General features: G+C 58.9%; 16 protein-coding genes and 2 pseudogenes. 5 read left to right on the top strand and 13 right to left on the bottom strand.

The annotated features are described in order from the left end of the window. Positions 1–2: 2 nt before the first annotated feature. From ROLI_RS19935 to ROLI_RS19905, 7 genes are read right to left on the bottom strand one after another with little or no spacing between them, the layout of a single operon-like run. On the bottom strand, positions 3–992 hold the full coding sequence (locus ROLI_RS19935; protein WP_187429582.1) for a P1 family peptidase: 990 nt from the start codon (positions 990–992) through the stop codon (positions 3–5). Positions 993–1,022: 30 nt separating this feature from the next. After that, complete coding sequence (locus ROLI_RS19930; protein ID WP_187429537.1) at positions 1,023–1,373, bottom strand: cupin domain-containing protein; 351 nt, start codon at positions 1,371–1,373, stop codon at positions 1,023–1,025. Next, positions 1,370–2,116 (bottom strand): SDR family oxidoreductase, encoded by a 747-nt coding sequence (locus ROLI_RS19925; protein ID WP_187429538.1) that lies wholly within the window; start codon positions 2,114–2,116, stop codon positions 1,370–1,372. The genes ROLI_RS19930 and ROLI_RS19925 overlap by 4 nt, the downstream gene beginning before the upstream one ends. Positions 2,117–2,128: 12 nt before the next feature. Next, positions 2,129–2,626 (bottom strand): N-acetyltransferase, encoded by a 498-nt coding sequence (locus tag ROLI_RS19920; RefSeq protein ID WP_187429539.1) that lies wholly within the window; start codon positions 2,624–2,626, stop codon positions 2,129–2,131. Then, entirely contained in the window at positions 2,619–4,232 is a 1,614-nt protein-coding gene (locus ROLI_RS19915; RefSeq protein ID WP_187429540.1) for an ABC transporter ATP-binding protein, read from the bottom strand. The genes ROLI_RS19920 and ROLI_RS19915 overlap by 8 nt, the downstream gene beginning before the upstream one ends. Further along, on the bottom strand, positions 4,229–5,044 hold the full coding sequence (locus ROLI_RS19910; RefSeq protein WP_187429541.1) for an ABC transporter permease: 816 nt from the start codon (positions 5,042–5,044) through the stop codon (positions 4,229–4,231). Before ROLI_RS19910 ends, ROLI_RS19915 begins: the two co-directional genes overlap by 4 nt. Beyond that, positions 5,041–5,988 (bottom strand): ABC transporter permease, encoded by a 948-nt coding sequence (locus ROLI_RS19905; protein WP_187429542.1) that lies wholly within the window; start codon positions 5,986–5,988, stop codon positions 5,041–5,043. The genes ROLI_RS19910 and ROLI_RS19905 overlap by 4 nt, the downstream gene beginning before the upstream one ends. Before the next feature lie 76 nt (positions 5,989–6,064). Here ROLI_RS19905 and ROLI_RS19900 point away from each other — a divergent pair, with 76 nt between their 5' ends. Further along, a complete protein-coding gene (locus tag ROLI_RS19900; protein ID WP_187429543.1) occupies positions 6,065–7,189 on the top strand; it encodes an acetoin utilization protein AcuC in 1,125 nt (374 codons plus the stop codon). Positions 7,190–7,301: 112 nt separating this feature from the next. Here ROLI_RS19900 and ROLI_RS19895 read toward each other — a convergent pair whose 3' ends face one another. The 3 genes from ROLI_RS19895 to ROLI_RS19885 all read right to left on the bottom strand — a co-directional run bounded on the left by ROLI_RS19895 (position 7,302) and on the right by ROLI_RS19885 (position 10,728). Beyond that, positions 7,302–7,511 carry a hypothetical protein gene (locus tag ROLI_RS19895; protein WP_187429544.1) on the bottom strand — a complete coding sequence of 70 codons (210 nt, stop codon included), beginning with the start codon at positions 7,509–7,511 and terminating at the stop codon, positions 7,302–7,304. A gap of 431 nt (positions 7,512–7,942) precedes the next feature. Then, positions 7,943–9,400 (bottom strand): ABC transporter substrate-binding protein, encoded by a 1,458-nt coding sequence (locus ROLI_RS19890; RefSeq protein WP_262386458.1) that lies wholly within the window; start codon positions 9,398–9,400, stop codon positions 7,943–7,945. A 23-nt stretch (positions 9,401–9,423) separates the two neighbouring features. Then, positions 9,424–10,728 carry an acetylornithine deacetylase/succinyl-diaminopimelate desuccinylase family protein gene (locus ROLI_RS19885; protein WP_187429583.1) on the bottom strand — a complete coding sequence of 435 codons (1,305 nt, stop codon included), beginning with the start codon at positions 10,726–10,728 and terminating at the stop codon, positions 9,424–9,426. 169 nt (positions 10,729–10,897) lie between these two features. Here ROLI_RS19885 and ROLI_RS19880 point away from each other — a divergent pair, with 169 nt between their 5' ends. The 4 genes from ROLI_RS19880 (at position 10,898) to ROLI_RS19865 (ending at position 13,267) form a co-directional block, all read left to right on the top strand. Continuing rightward, on the top strand, positions 10,898–11,728 hold the full coding sequence (locus tag ROLI_RS19880; RefSeq protein ID WP_187429546.1) for a formate/nitrite transporter family protein: 831 nt from the start codon (positions 10,898–10,900) through the stop codon (positions 11,726–11,728). Positions 11,729–11,791: 63 nt separating this feature from the next. Continuing rightward, positions 11,792–11,983 (top strand): PLDc N-terminal domain-containing protein, encoded by a 192-nt coding sequence (locus ROLI_RS19875; protein WP_187429547.1) that lies wholly within the window; start codon positions 11,792–11,794, stop codon positions 11,981–11,983. A gap of 1 nt (position 11,984) precedes the next feature. Beyond that, positions 11,985–12,905, top strand: a complete 921-nt coding sequence (locus ROLI_RS19870; protein ID WP_187429548.1) for a YihY/virulence factor BrkB family protein — start codon at positions 11,985–11,987, stop codon at positions 12,903–12,905. 77 nt (positions 12,906–12,982) lie between these two features. Next, the gene (locus ROLI_RS19865; RefSeq protein WP_187429549.1) at positions 12,983–13,267 is read left to right on the top strand and encodes a Dps family protein; all 285 of its coding nucleotides are present in this window, start codon (positions 12,983–12,985) and stop codon (positions 13,265–13,267) included. Between the two features lie 341 nt (positions 13,268–13,608). On the opposite strand, the pseudogene ROLI_RS19860 reads toward ROLI_RS19865, so the two are convergent. The 3 genes and pseudogenes from ROLI_RS19860 to ROLI_RS19850 form a co-directional block, all read right to left on the bottom strand. Beyond that, positions 13,609–14,288 (bottom strand): annotated as a pseudogene (locus ROLI_RS19860) (transposase). Between the two features lie 292 nt (positions 14,289–14,580). Next, complete coding sequence (locus ROLI_RS19855) at positions 14,581–15,423, bottom strand: hypothetical protein (RefSeq protein WP_222869467.1); 843 nt, start codon at positions 15,421–15,423, stop codon at positions 14,581–14,583. 87 nt (positions 15,424–15,510) lie between these two features. After that, positions 15,511–15,624: pseudogene (locus ROLI_RS19850) on the bottom strand (IS91 family transposase); the annotation flags it as partial. Between the last annotated feature and the right edge of the window lie 110 nt (positions 15,625–15,734).

Raw genomic sequence — 15,734 nt, 5'->3', positions numbered from 1 at the left:
CATCACGGGTTTTGCTGGCACCAGCAAGGCAATACGTCGCTCGGTTGTGGCCGGGCCTCATAGACTGCGCGCGCAATGGCGCGGCTCAGACACAGGGCTGCGGCGTGACCGATCAGACCGGGATTGCCTTCGGGTTTTGACCCGGTGGAGAGCCCAAAAACCAGATCACCGTCACCGGGCGTATGCGCAGGCAGGCAGGCGCGCGCGATGCCGTCATGGGCGGCAACGGCGATACGATGACACTGCGCCTTGCTCAGGGCCGCATCCGTGGCGACAATGGCGATGGTGGTATTGGCCCGATCTGCGATCAAACTGCCTTTGCGACTTGTGACCTCGAGCCCCTGACCGCTTGTTGGGTCCGGGCCAAACCCGCCAAATTCATCATTGATTTCAAAAGGCGCGGCGTGGAAATGCCGATCTCCGGGCGTGGTCACAGACCCGAGCGGATTGGCAGCCACAAGCGCACCAACCATCGTCCCATCCTCCAGTTGCAGCGAAGCCGATCCAAGCCCCCCCTTGAGCATGGCCGTCAGCGCGCCGGTGCCCGCACCCGCCGTTCCGATGTCAAAGCTGGTGCCCGCAGCCTCAAAAGCCGCCCGCCCCAGTGCGGCATAGGGGTTTTGATCCCAATCCTTGTCGCCGCCGCTCAACAGGTCAAACAGGATCGCGCCCGGCACAATCGGGACGATCGCGGGCCCGACCCGAAAACCACGCCCGCGCGCGCGCAGCGCATCCATCACGCCGGAACAGGCGTCCAGCCCAAAAGCCGATCCGCCCGACAGAACCAGCGCATCGACCGCGGCGACGGTTTTATCCGGGGCCAGCAGGTCGGTTTCGCGGGTGCCGGGTGCGCCGCCCATCACATGCACCGAAGCCACAAAGTGCGCATCCCCGGTCAAGACCGTACAGCCTGAATTCAGACGCAAATCCTGCGCGTTGCCAACTCTGAGACCGGCAATATCGGTGATCAGGTTCAGAGGTCCGGGCGTCATCATCGGCTAAAGGCTTTCAACATGGCGCGTTCACAGGCGCGGTTTGGGTGCTGCGGTGGCCAGATCGCCGGTGTTCGGCTCACCCTTGGGTTCGATTAATAGTACCTTGCATTCCTGCGCAGCGCGGGGGCGATGCGTGACGCCCTTGGGCACAACAAATAACTCCCCGGAGCGGACCGGATGGGAGCTGTGCTCCAGATCCATGATCATTTCGCCCTCAAGCACGAGAAAGAAATCATCCGTATCCGCATGCAGATGAAACGGAAATTCACCCTGAAACCGCACCACCATCACGTCGTTATCGTTGTAATCGGCAACCACATGCGGGTCCCAATGGGTGGTGAATTGGTCCAGCTTTTGCGCCAGGTTGACCGGTTTCATATGCAGCGCCCCCCATCGACCTCCAGGGCCGTCCCGGTGATCATGGAGGCCTCATCCGAGCATAAAAAGCAAGCGGCATTCCCCATGTCCTGCGGTGTCGAAAACCGGCCCAATGGAATCGTGGCAAGGAATTTTGCGCGCATTTCGGGGGTGTCTTCGCCCATGAAGGATTTCAACAGCGGCGTTTCACCCGCCACGGGGCAGAGCGCATTGACGCGCACACCGCTGGGGGCAAGCTCCACGGCCATCGTCTTGCTGGCCGTGATCATCCAGCCCTTGGAGGCGTTATACCAATTGAGCCGGGGGCGCGGCGACAGGCCCGCCGTTGAGGCGATGTTCAGCAAACAGCCTGCGCCACGGATTTTCATATGGGGCACCAAGGCGCGCGCGGTCAGGTAAACCGACTTGATGTTGATCGCCACGACCCGGTCGAAATCCTCTTCGCTGACATCTTCCAGCGGTGTCGGCAAATGGGTGACGCCCGCATTATTGACCAGAATATCGACATGCCCCCAGGTGGTCATTGCCGTTTGCGCCATAGCATCGACCGAGGCCCCATCAGAGACATCGACGGTGCAGGCCAAGGCGTGATCTCCCATCTGATCGGCCAGGTCCCTTGCGGTCGTGGGGTTGATATCCGCGATCATGACCCTGGCCCCTTCGGCGGTAAATTTACGCACGATACCAGCGCCAAAACCGGAGGCGCCCCCGGTCACGATGGCGGTTTTTCCTGTCAGTCGCATGTCGCTTTCTCCCTATAGCGCGTATCTCAAGACCCAGCGATTGTGCCCGTCACTCGTCGGAGTTGCAGCGGCATAGCGATGGGGTACGAATCCCTCGCGCATCCAGAAATGGGTGGCACGGGGATTCGCTTCGAGCACCGATAGCTTCAGCATGCTCATGCGCGCTTTGCGGGCTCTGTGCTTGATCAACTGTAGCACATTGCGCCCCAAACCGCGCCCGCGAAATGCAGGATCCAGCAGTACGAGACCAATCCACCAGTCATGGGGAAATTCATACCCCTGCGCCACACAGGTCATGCCAAGCATGGCGCGCTCCTGCATCACGGCAAATGGATGAAGGTCCTGCGTGCTCAGACCCGGCGGTGTCGCCATGAAAAAATCGTTCACGAAATCCATGTCCGGTGCGCGCCCGATTTCGAGGGTCACGTAATCCGCAGCCCGCTGTGCCAGGTCGAGCGCATCCTCGGCGTGGTCCGCCTTGTTGATGGGTTCGAGTTTGAGGTCATTCATGGATCGCGTTCCGGTGAAAAGCCGGCACAGACGGGAGTGTCGGTGCAGCCGCAATCAATTGTTTAGTGTAGGGGTGTTTAGGTTTACTGAATACCTGCTCGGTTTTACCGTGTTCCACGATTTCACCGGCCTGCATGACCATCACACGGTCGGTCACAGAGCGCACCACGCTCAGATCATGGGATACGAATAGGTAGGTCAGCCCGTGGCTGTGGCACAGGCTTGCCAGCAGATCGAGGATTTGCGCGCGCACCGAAACATCCAGCGCCGAAACGGCCTCGTCGAACAGGATCAGATCGGGGCGGATGATCAGGGCGCGCGCAATGGCGATCCGCTGGCGCTGCCCACCGGATAATTCGTGGATGTAGCGGTCCGCGTCACCGGGCTGTAATCCCACGGCCGTAAGCGCATCCTTGATCGCCGCGCGACGGGCGTCGCCCTGGGGCGGGGTTTCCAAAAGATGAAACGGCTCCGTGATCAGGCGCGAGACCCGGTGGCGTGGGTTGAAGCTGCCGAAGGGGTCTTGAAACACAACCTGCATCCGACGGCGCACGGCAAGATTGGGCTTGCCCAGCGTGCTGACAGCTGCGCCCTCAAGCGTAATGGTGCCCGATTGCGGTTCTTCCAGACCCAGGATCGCACGGGTCAGCGTGGATTTGCCACATCCGCTTTCCCCGACCAATCCAAGGCGTTCGCCCCGCATAAGGGTGAAACTCACGCCCTTCACCGCCTCAAACCTCCCCGGCTTTGTGAAAACCGCGCGGCGCGGCAAAGCATAGCTGCGGTGCAGATCGCGCACTTCCAGAAGCGGCTGTGGATTCGGCACCGGGGGAAGATCAACCTGGTGCGCAGAAGCGTCAAAAAGCATACGCGTATAAGGATGTGCCATATCGCGAAACAATGCCTGCGTCGCCCCGGTCTCTACGACTTCGCCGTGGCGCATGACGGCAATGCGGTCGGCCAAATCCGCTACCACGGCCAGATCATGGGTGATCATGATCAGCCCCATACCAAAATCCGCGACCAGACCTTTGAGAAGTTTGAGAATTTCTGCCTGTGTGGTGACATCGAGCGCGGTGGTCGGCTCATCCGCGATCAACAGTTTGGGCCGCAACGCAATCGCCATGGCGATCACCACGCGCTGACGTTGCCCGCCCGAAAGCTGGTGCGGATAGCGGCTGAGGGGAAACTGTTTGGGGGGGAGGCCAACACGGGTGAGCACTTCGGCGGCGCGGTCCTGGGCCTCCGCGCGCGCAGCACCGGTATGGACCCGGATGGTCTCGGCCACCTGCCGCCCGATGGTATGCACCGGGTTGAGCGCACTCATCGGTTCCTGAAAGATCATGCCGATGTCATTGCCGCGCTTGGTGCACATGTCGGCTTCACCAAGCGCCGCGATATCTGTGCCGTCAAAGTGGATTTGCCCGGAGGTTTTCGCGCCATTCGGTAACAGTTGCATAATCGCGAGGGCGGTCATGGATTTGCCCGAGCCGCTTTCCCCCGTGATTGCGAGTATCTCACCGGGGTTGAGCGACAGGGTGACCTCTTTGAGGATCGACGTGCCGTTGATGTCCAGTGACAGGTTATCCATGCGCAAAAGGCTCATGTGCGCGCCCTTTGCAAGCGCGGGTCAAGCGCGTCGCGCAAACCATCCCCAAGCAGATTGAGCCCCAGCACGATCAGGATAATTGCCACTCCGGGAAAGATCGCGAGATGCGGCGCGAAACTGACCATGGTTTGCGCATCCGCCAGCATCCGCCCCAGCGAAGGGGTAGGGGGCTGTACGCCGAGGCCAACGAAAGACAGCGCTGCCTCGACTTGGATGCCAAGTGCGAATTGGATCGTGCCTTGTACAATCAACAGGTTCGCCACATTGGGCAGGATATGTTCGATGGAGATATGGCTGCGGCTTTTGCCCGCCACACGCGCGGCCATGATAAATTCGCGCTCCCAGAGCGGCAAAGCCCCGGCACGGGTGACACGGGCGAAAACGGGAATGTTGAAAATTCCGAAGGCGATGATGGCGTTGGTGGCAGAGGGGCCAAAGACCGCTGTGATCAGGATGGCCATGACCAGCAGCGGAAAGGCAAAGACGATGTCATTGCCGCGCATGATAAATTCATCGAGCCAGCGCCCCTTGTTCATCGCGGCGGCCAACCCCAAGGGCACGCCAACGATAAGACCGATGAGCAGCGCCAGAAGGGCGACCCCAATGGAGGTGCGCGCACCGACCATGATCATGCTGGCGATGTCGCGCCCCAGATGATCCGTGCCAAGAATATGGGGTGTGCCGGGTGTTTGGAGTTTCTGGGGGATGTTGAGGGCCGTGTGATCAAAAGGCGTCCAGATCAGCGAGAGCAGCGCCAGCAGGATGAAGGCGATGGAAAGCGCCCCGCCTATGATCAGGGTCTTGTTCATGCGCGCGCGCGCAGCCTCGGGTCCACGGCGGCATAGGCGAGATCGACCAGAAAGTTGATCATGATCACCGCGAAGACCACCAGCATCACCACGGATTCCACGACAATCAGATCCCGCGCCGAGATGGATTGAAAGATCAGGCGGCCCAGGCCCGGCAGATAGAAGACCTGTTCGATGATGATCGTCCCGGCAAAGAGGAAGGAGAATTGCAGCCCGATGATGGTTAAAACCGGGATCATGGCGTTGCGTAGCCCGTGCCGCCAAAGGGTCTGGCGCGCGGTGAGGCCCTTGGCGCGCGCCGTGCGCATGTAATCCTCGCCCAGCACGTCCAGAAGCGCGGAGCGCATGACGCGCGTGAGGATTGCGGCCTGCGGGAGAGCAAGCGCGATGGCGGGCAGGGTCAGGGATTTCAGCGCGGCAAAGACTCCTTCGTCCCAGCCGGGGAAGCCGCCTGCGGAAAACCAGCGCAGGTGGATCGCAAAGACCAGCACCAGCATCATGGCAAACCAGAAATTCGGCACCGCCACGCCAAGTTGCGTGGCCCCCATGACGCCAAGATCGCCCGCCCGCCCGCGGCGCGATGCGGCATAAAGCCCAGCGGGAAAAGCGATCACCAAAGAAAGGATCAGCGCATAAAGGGCCAGCGGCAAAGACACGCCAATCCGCGCGGCGACCATGTCCGACACGGGCGTGCGATAGGTATAGGAGGTGCCAAAATCCCCGGTGAGCATGCCACCGACCCAGTCAAAATACCGTTGCAGCTTGGGGGCATCGAGGCCCAGTTCGCTGCGCAGGGCCGCGAGCGTTTCGGGCTGGGCGTTGATCCCCAGCATAAAGGAGGCCGGATCGCCCGGTGCGATTTCGATGACCGCAAAGATGATCAGCGAGGCCACAGCGAGGCTGAGGACAAGCGAGAGCAGGCGTTTGAGCACATAGCGCAGCATGTGGCGACGTTAGGCGGTGGTCTGGCCGTGGTCCAGAGGGGTTGTTGATGAAGCGCAATGGTTTACCTGTGGACCCATGACCCAGCCACGCTTTATCGGAGCAGAGATTTTCCGCCATTCCAGCTATGGGCGCTGGCATCCGTTGCGCGTGCCACGGGTCAGCACGGTCATGGATTTGTCGCGCGCCCTGGGATGGTTGCCGCCCGCGCAATTCATCACCGCGCCGCGCGCCAAGCCCAAGGCGTTGATTGGCTGGCACACGGCGGATTATATCGCTGCCCTGCAACGGGTCGAGGCCAGCCAGCACGCCACGGCTAAGGATACCGCGCGCCATGATCTGGGCTCGGTGACAAACCCGGTTTACCCGGAGATCTTCCGCCGCCCCGCGACCGCGGCAGGGGGGTCATTGCTGGCGGGGGAACTGCTGCGCGAGGGCGGGGTGATTTATAACCCGCCTGGTGGGACACATCACGGGATGCCCGACCGCGCCAACGGGTTTTGTTATTTGAACGATCCGGTACTGGCGATGCTCAGCCTGCGGCGCAACGGCGTGCGCCGCATCGCCTATGTGGATATTGATGCGCATCATTGTGATGGCGTTGCGGTGGGCTTTCACGGCGACCCCGATTGCCTGATGATTTCCACGCATGAAGAACGGCTCTGGCCGCGCACCGGGCTGTTGGAGGACGATGCGGGAGGGTCCGCGTTGAACCTGCCGGTGCCGCGCGGGCTCAACGACAGCGAGATGGCGTTTATCCGCGAGGCTTTGATCGTGCCGCAGGTCGCAGCCTTCCGCCCGGATGCGATTGTGCTGCTGTGTGGGGCGGATGGGGTGGAGGAGGACCCTCTGGCGCATCTGAGCCTGTCAAACAACGCGCATTGGGCGGTGGTGGGGGCCTTGATGGGTATGGCCCCGCGCTTGCTGGTGTTGGGCGGTGGCGGATATAACCCCTGGTCGGTTGGGCGGCTCTGGACAGGTGTCTGGGCGACGTTGAACGGGTACCGCGTGCCCGAGCGTTTGCCACCAGAGGCCGAAGCGGTGCTGCGGGGTTTGCGTTTTGAGGGCAACAGACGCGGCAAGAATCCGCCGGAACATTGGTTCACCACGTTGCGTGATGTGCCCCGTCCGGGTGCTGTTCGCGATGAGATCAAGGATCGCGTGGCTTTTCTGGTCAAAAATCCGCGGACCTTTGGGCGGTGATTCCACACCGCAGGCCGCAAAAGAAAACCGACACCCAAAAGGTGCCGGCGTCCCGGAGGCAGTATGGTGGCAAAACCGAGCAGGTTCGGACAATGGTTTTTAGCCCGGTCTGTTAAACTGGCATATTGTCAAACAAATCTTCGATGGCCTCTTCTTTTAGCGTGGTATTGAGACGGCGCAGGCGGGTCGGGACGGTTTCACCATGTGCGGTCAGCGTTGCGATCACGCGGTCAAAAGCTGGCAACAGGGCCAGACGTTCTTTTGGCGAGGCATTCTCGATCTGCTGTTCCAATTCGGTGGCGCGTTCGGCAAGGTCGGTCACGGGGGGGGCTCCTTTCGAACAAAACGAGGGTGGGCGACTTGGGTGCAGGACCAGAATACACGCAAAGGTAGAATTCTGGCAAGGGTTTTTGATGTGGCTTTTGGGGAGCGATTTTTGGATGGCGATGTCTGAGTGGGCGATGGCGGAAGTTCCATAGCCCACTCAGTGCCCCGGGGTCTTTGTCTATCCCAAAGGATGGTTCGCCCTTTGACTCTACAAACCGGCAAACCGCTTTGTAACGAAATATATCCGGTCACAGGGATGCAGATTTGAGCCGATTAAGCGCCGATCTGACACAATTCCGGACAGGCCCAAAGCGCGCTGCGCTATTTGCCCGCCATATCGCGGATTCACGCGGTTGCGCGGATTGGGTGGGGCGGCAGGTTTGTGCTCCCGCCGCCCCGCGCATGATTTTTTGTTTATCTGTCAGATCACTCTGACCATGACACCGCCGTAAGGTCCGTGGCTTGTGTCGGCGCATTTGCCCATAGCCCTTGCAATCCGGCTTTGGCGACGGAAAGCTGCGCAAGTTGGAACAGATATCCGTTCACGTAATCATCCGCGATGATCTGTTGTGCCTCTCCCATCATATTCTGGCGGACCTCAGGGTCCGTCGTGCCGTTGAGTTTGGCAATCAGAGCCTGAAAATCCGGATTGTCATATTGGAAATAATAATCCGGATTGGCATAGATCCCGATATCCATCGGCTCGGTATGGCTCACGATGGTCAGGCCGAAATCCTTGCCTTTGAAGACCGATTCCAGCCATTGCGCCCATTCCACATTGTTGATTTTCGCGGTGATGCCGACGTCTGCAAGCTGCGCGGCGATGATTTCGCCACCACGGCGTGCGTAGGAAGGGGGTGGCAAGTAAAGCGTGGTTTCAAACCCTTCCGCCAGACCGGCCTGTGCCAGCAATGCGCGTGCCTTGTCAGGGTCGTAATTCGATTGCTCCGTCAGGTCCTTATAGGCCGGGTTATGCGGGGCAAAATGCGTCCCAATGGGTGTGCCATATCCGAACATGGCCCCGTCGATAATATCCTGACGGTCAATGGCATGGGCGATGGCCTGGCGCACAAGCGGATTGTCAAAGGGCGGCATCTTGTTGTTGGTGGAGAGGATCGTTTCGCCCTCGGTCGAGCCAACCAACACCTGAAACCGGGGATCGGCCTCAAATTGCGGCAGGTTTTCCGGGGCCGGGAAGGCGGAGAAGTAATCGACATCCTCCGCCATCATCGCCGCAAATGCCGCCGTGGGCTCGGAAATGAATTTGAAGGTCGCGGATTCCAATGCCGCCGGAGTGCCCCAATATTCGGGGTTGCGTACCAACTCGATCTTGTCGCTCTGCACCCAATTGACGAATTTGAACGCGCCGGTGCCGATGGGCATCTGTTTGATGGTCTCGATGCTTTCTGGTGCCACGATCACCGCATCGCCCCAGGCCAGATTGAACAGCATATTGCCGTTCTGTTCGCTCAGCGTCACTTTGACGGTCAAAGGGTCAATAACCTCGACGCTGGCAATCGACGCATAAAGCGCCTTTTGCGCATTGGCGCTGTCCTCGGCGAGAATCCTGTCGAGCGAGAATTTCACATCCTCAGCGTCCATTGTCGTGCCATCGTGAAAAGTCACACCGTCCCGCAGGGCAAAAGTATAGATGAGCCCGTCATCCGAAATTTCCCAGCTCTCGGCGAGACCCGGAACAACTGAGCCATCCGCCATGAACCGCGTCAGACCCTCGAACACATTGGAATAAAGCACCGAATCAATGGCCCCCGCCGCCGCAGAGGTCGGATCCAGATGCGGCGGCTCGAGTTGCAGCGCGACCGTGATGTCGGACTTGGCTTGCGCGGCCCCGATGCTGGCCATGAGCGCGATGGTGCTGGCCATAGCGCTGCGGATAAGGAAGTATTTCATGTCTTGCGGTCCCTTTGTACGTCGTTACAGGGCAGCAGCAATGTCTCCAATGCGGCCCCCATGACTTTGGCGCTGTCCAGCATATCATCAATGCCGATATATTCATCCGGTTTATGCGCCAGTTCCAAAATTCCCGGACCGTAAGCGATGCAATTCTTGAGTTTGCCAATCCGGTCAATGTGTTTTTGATCATAAGTGCCCGGCGAGGCGACATATTGCGCCTCCTTGCCCATCACGTCGCGGATGGCGCGGGCAACCGTTTGTACGACGGGCGCGTTCCGGTCGGTCATGGACGGCAGCACGGCGTTGATTTCGGTCAATTCATAGTCGAAATCCGCGCGGCTCGATTTCAGACCCTCCAGCAGCGCCGTGACCTCATCTCGGACCTGATCCAGCGGTTCTTCGACCAAAAAGCGGCGATCAATCACGATCCGGCAGGCATCAGGCACACAATGCGCGGGCAGGCCGGTGAAATCATCGCTCTGTTCGGGCTGGCCGCCGTGGATCGAATTAATGTTCATGGTTGATTGACGCGCCCCGTCCGGGACCACGGGCATATCCGTGCGCCGCGCGGCCATGGCGGGGAATAACCGATCCTCAAAGGCGTTCAGCACCGCGCCCATGTGACGCACCGCGCAATCGCCCAGGAAAGGCATGGAACCATGCGCAATCTCGCCCTTGGTTTCGATTTCCGCCCACCACCCGCCGCGATGGCCCAGGCAAATGCGGTCCTTGTTGAGCGGTTCCGGGATGATCACATGCTGGACGCGGGTGGGGTCGAAATACCCCTGCTCCGCCAGATAGGCGACACCACCATAGCCGCCGGATTCCTCATCCGCGGTGCCCGAAATTTCAATGGCCCCGGTGAAATCGGGATGCGTTTCAATGAAGGTTTCGGCGGCGATGATCGAGGCCGCAAGCCCGCCCTTCATGTCACAGGCCCCGCGGCCATAAATCTTGCCGTCTTTCTCCTCCCCGCCGAACGGGTCCATGCTCCAGCCGCGCCCGACCTCGACGACATCGGTGTGGCTGTTGAAATGCACGCACTCCCCGGCATGTCGCCCTGCGCGGCGCGCCACGATGTTCCAGCGGGGGTATTTCGCGCTGTCACCGGGGGTGCCTGTGGCGCGGATCAATTGCGTTTCAAACCCATGTGCTTTGAGGCGGCGATCCAGAAATTCGCAGATCTCGCGGTAATTCTCGCCCGGCGGGTTCAGGGTCGGGATCCGTATCAACGCGCGGGTCAGGTCGATGATGGCGTCGCGTTTGGAGTCTATGGCATTGTTCAGCGGTGTGGTCATGGCAAGCACTGTCGAGCCGCGGGCCGCAAATGGCAAGCCCGGCGTCGCGATGTGGCGCAGGGACACTGGCTCAAACAGGAGCGGCCCGACAGAAATTTGGAACCTGCACCGGGGAGCATGCGTTCACCCGTGTCCGGCATGATTTTCACCGGAGAGTTTTGGAGGCACGATGACCAGCAATGCGGCGCAACAGGAAAAGCAAAAAGACGAAGCCTCGGTGCAAGGAGCAACACCACTCGCGCCTAAGTTGATCTATGAGGTGATCCGCCGGGAGGGCGAGGAGGAAATGGCCCGCCCAAAAAGATCGCTGATCTGGTCGGGAATTGCTGCCGGGATGATGATCAGCCTGTCGGTGCTGGGCGAAGCGATTTTCCGCACCTACCTGCCAGATGTGCCAAGCCGCTATTTGCTCGAAAACCTCGGTTATTCGCTGGGGTTTCTGGCGGTGATCATGGGCCGCATGCAGTTATTTACCGAAAACACCATCACGACCGTGTTGCCCGTCATGGTCGAACGCACTTGGGGGGTCTTTGGCGCAATGCTGCGGCTTTGGGCGATCGTGATGACGGCAAATGTCATTGGGGCCTTTGCGGTTGCGGCTCTTTTTGTCTTCACCCCGGCGATTGCGCCCGAGGTATTGGTGTCCATCGTTGATCTGTCGCATCACGCTACGGGCATGGGCGCGCATGACGCATTCTGGCGCGCTATTCCGGCTGGTGTGATCGTGGCTCTGATTGTTTGGATGTTGCCGCAGGCAGAAGCGGCGAAGTTCTTTATCATCCTGACCTTCACCTGGTTGATTGCGGCGGGCGATTTTACCCATATCGTTGCCGGATCGGTTGAAATGGCAGTCCTTGTCTGGATGGGCGACATTACGGCCGCCACGGCGATTGGCGGGTTTTTCCTACCTGTCCTGAGCGGGAATATTATTGGCGGCACAGCGATCTTTACCCTTATGGCGTGGGGGCAAGTGCGTGATGAGTTGCCGCAGAACAACTAGCGACATGGAACAAAAAGGGCTGTTGCGACGTTAGGTTGCTAATAAATGATAAAGGAGATGAAAATGTTTGAATATGCAGGATTTGGTGGACTGATTATCTTGGCTCTGAATATTTGGGCTATCGTTTCGATTGTCGGATCGGGTACAACGACAGGTAGCAAAGTACTCTGGATCCTCCTGGTACTGATCCTGCCGATCGTTGGATTTATCGTCTGGCTGGTCGCAGGTCCAAAATCGGGGCGAATTTCGGCCTAGAATGAGCGTAAAACCACAGTTGAGAGGCGCAATGTGCTGGGCGGCAATTGTCGCCGCGGTCAAGCGAATAGCAATAAACAACCTCGGCCTCATCGCGGCCGGGGTTGCTTTTTATTCCATGCTCTCTGTCTTTCCGGCCCTGGCAGCCCTGATCGCAATTCTCAGTCTGATCGCAAATCCCGATGTGGTTGTGGTCCAGCTTGAACAGGTCAGCGGGCTGATGCCCGTAGCCGTATACGATATCCTGAACGCTCAGATCGTGGGGTTGGTGAGCACAAGTTCCGGCACACTGGGCTGGGCCGGGGTGATCTCTCTCGGTGTAGCGCTCTGGTCGGCCCGTGCCGGGGTCGGAGCAATGATGCACGGTCTCAATCTGGTCTATGATCAAGAGGGGCGCACGAGCCTGCGCCATTATTTTCGTGCTCTTGTTCTGACGGTCTGTCTGCTTGGTGTGGGTGTGATCTCACTCCTGACGGTGGTTATCGCGCCGATCATTCTGTCGTTTTTCCAGCTGGGGGCTTTTGCGTCCTGGGTTCTGGATGTATTGCGGTGGGCTGTTGCGGTTGTGGTGATTTTTGCCGGTATTGGTCTGCTCTATCGGTTTGGCCCCAACCGCAAGGGGGTCCGCATTGGATGGTTGACGCCCGGCGCATTGATGGCGGGGACGTCCTGGGCGCTGATGTCTATCGGTTTCTCCTATTATGTCGCAAATTTCGGCAATTACAATGAGGTCTATGGCTCCATCGGTGCTGTGATCGCGATGCTGATCTGGCTGTGGATCAGCAGCTTCCTGGTGCTGCTCGGAGCGGCGCTGAACGCTGAACTTGAGGCGCGCCAACTCGTCGATGAAAGCGCATCACCAACCGAGGCAGAGCAGGCTGAGCAACAGCCCTTGATGCAGGAGATAGAAGAGCCGCATTGAGGAGGAATCTATATGTTTTTCGGAAATTTTTCGGTCGTCCACCCGTTTATTGGTGACACTGATAATAAGAGAACAACATGAAAAATGCACTGAACGTCGCCCCGCAAGAGAATGAAATCAGCTCTGGCGTGCGTGAAGTGGAAGCTTTGACGCAAGGGTTGGAACATGCCTTGGCCGATACATATCGGCTGTTGTTCAAAACCCACGCGACCTATTGGAACGTGGAAGGCCCGCTGTTCTTTTCCGTGCATAATCTGACGGAAATGCAATATGAAGACCTCTTCAAGGCGGCAGATGACATTGCTGAACGCATCCGTGCTCTGGTCCAATTGGCACCAAGCACATTGTCCTCCATTATCTAAGGTTTGTGGCTGCTGTTAGCGTAAGCTGCATCGGCGACAAATCCGACAAGGAATAAAGCGCGGGCGGGTTTCGATGCTGTGGGGATTGTGGTCTAGGGCTACGGTTATCCTTATGCATAACGACCGTCGCAGTGACGACGCGAAATGCAAGTATATCGCTTTTGCTAGCCTGACCTGGCCAATTGATCTCGCATCTTTCTGCCACATGCTTTTTGCAGAGAAGGTTTTGGTGATTTGGCCGCACCGACTTGCCCGGTGCCTGCGCAGGGGAGCCGGGTTTGGGCGTTGTATCATGCGGCGGCCTCCCATGGCGGGGCGCGGGACTTTGGTGTTTGCCCCCGCTAGACGGTCTCAATGATCATCATCGCGCCACCGCATTTGGGGCAAGACTGACGGGCATCCTTATCTTCGGGACTGTTGTTTTCTCCCTCAACGGGTGTCTGGCCAGGTTCTGTATCAAGCAACCGCCTGATCTTTGCGATCCTGTCGCGCCGGAGGACATTTGCGAGGAAGCCGGTGTGGCGGATGCGGTGGAAGCCGGAGGGCAGGACGTGGATCAGCAACCGGCGAATGAACTCATCCGCGGTCAGGTGCATGACCGATCGGCGATCCCCCCGCTTGATCCGATAGTCTTTCCAGCGGAAGGCCACAGTATTGGTGTCAGTGCTGATCAGGCGGTGGCTTGAGATCGCCACGCGGTGCGCGTAACGGCTCAAGTACGCCAGCACAGCCTCAGGCCCGTCGAAGGTGGTTTGGCATAAACCATCCAATTCGTTCTGCACAGCGGGGCAAGGCGTGCCGCGAAGGTATCGGGGTCAACCAAATTTGCCAGATCACCGACGAAGGCCAGCTTGCCAGCCTTGTGCAATCGGATCAGACCTTCGATAAACAAGCGCCTGAACAACCGCGACAGCACCTTCACCGGCAGGAAGAACCAGGGACGGCAGGCGATCCAGCGAGTGCAATCCGGCGATAACCTACCGCCCGGTACAATGACATGGACATGGGGATGGTGGGTCATGGCCGACCCCGTCGCGCCAAAGGCGCGCCTCAAACATAATAAAACGCACCTTCGGTGCGATGTATGCAGTACCGATGTCATGCCGATCTTTGCGCCGAGGTACTTTGAACGGCAATGTCAGCAAATTGTGTTGGTGGCACATCGGATCACGATAGCAACATCCCGAACGCGGGAAGATAGCCGACGCGTCGAGCCAAGAACCAGCGAGCATAGGCGTTCAGGTTCTTGCTGGCAGGTCCGCAAAACGGTCGCAAGAATGCCTTCCACGAAGAATGGATGCCATTGACCTTGTTCAGGTGATATGAGGCTGGTGTCGTCTGTGTCCGTCTTCCAGCGATGAGCACTTTGTAGCCAAGTTTCCGCACCTTTGCGATTTTCTCGTATTGCGGAGCGCCATCAAACAGCAACATTGCATCAACTGCTGCCAAAGGCACCAAAGCCGCGTCGATCGAGGCAGAGTTTTATCGGGCATATGCTTGAGCATAAGAGCACCAGAGCGATCAGTCGTCGCCAGGACGTGCTCCCACCAGGCCATTGAGACATTGCCCGGAGGGCCCTTGCGACCCCAGTCTTTCCAACGCTTTCTCGGCGGCGCGGGGTGTTGGGCTGGTTCGCGGAAATGACGGACCCACTCGCGACTTCCCTTCCTACTTTCGCGATGACGCGTTTCATCGGTCTCGACGATGCCTTGAAGCAGGCAGGATGGTGCCACATCGCGTTTATCCAGGATCATCATCCTCCAACGCCAGACAGTATGACGCGAGAGTTTCAAATCGTTTGCGCGCTTCCTGCATGACAAGGGCGCATTGCCCATCATATTGCGGACAATATCCAGCAGGAACCCTGGACGGTGAATGCGCGCGATCGCGGTACCTGTCCGACCGGTCCAGGTCTTGTCGCAGGACTTGCATCGCCAGCGATGGATTCCCGTGCGACACTTGCCCCATCTGATACTTTCAACGCCGCCACAGTGGGGGCAAGCCCGCTTGTGTGCCGCGCCACCCACCTCGGTTGATGCTTCGGCACGCCTGCGCGCATCACCGAGCGCTGCTTCGACATCCGCAAGGCGGTCAGGCGGTAGATTGGAAACGACATCTATCAGTTCGGCAAGCTGATGGCTGGAAACGATGGGCATACGATTTCTCCTGATGGTGGGGAGAAACTATATCAGCCATAAAAGGGTTTAACGAAGCTTTACCAACGCGATTTTCTAACATCACCCTTTGAACAGCAATCCATAGACCGCCGCCTTGTTCTGGCAGGCAATGTCGGCGATTTGCGACGGCAGGGTAAAGACCGCATGGAAGTATTCGACGGGCAACAGGTCTTCCATCCGAGCCTGCATCCTGTCCTGTGCCGCAGCGTGCTGGAAGCGCGTCTTCGACACGACGTATGGGCGATACCGCTTTCTTGATCTCGGCAAAGTCGCAGGCCACACTAAACGCC

Origin of the sequence: Roseobacter fucihabitans (assembly GCF_014337925.2) — a bacterium.
In the GTDB taxonomy this organism is placed as follows: domain Bacteria; phylum Pseudomonadota; class Alphaproteobacteria; order Rhodobacterales; family Rhodobacteraceae; genus Roseobacter; species Roseobacter fucihabitans.
The sequence above is the reverse complement of the archived record's forward strand: the minus strand, read 5'-3'. Positions and strand labels throughout refer to the sequence as shown.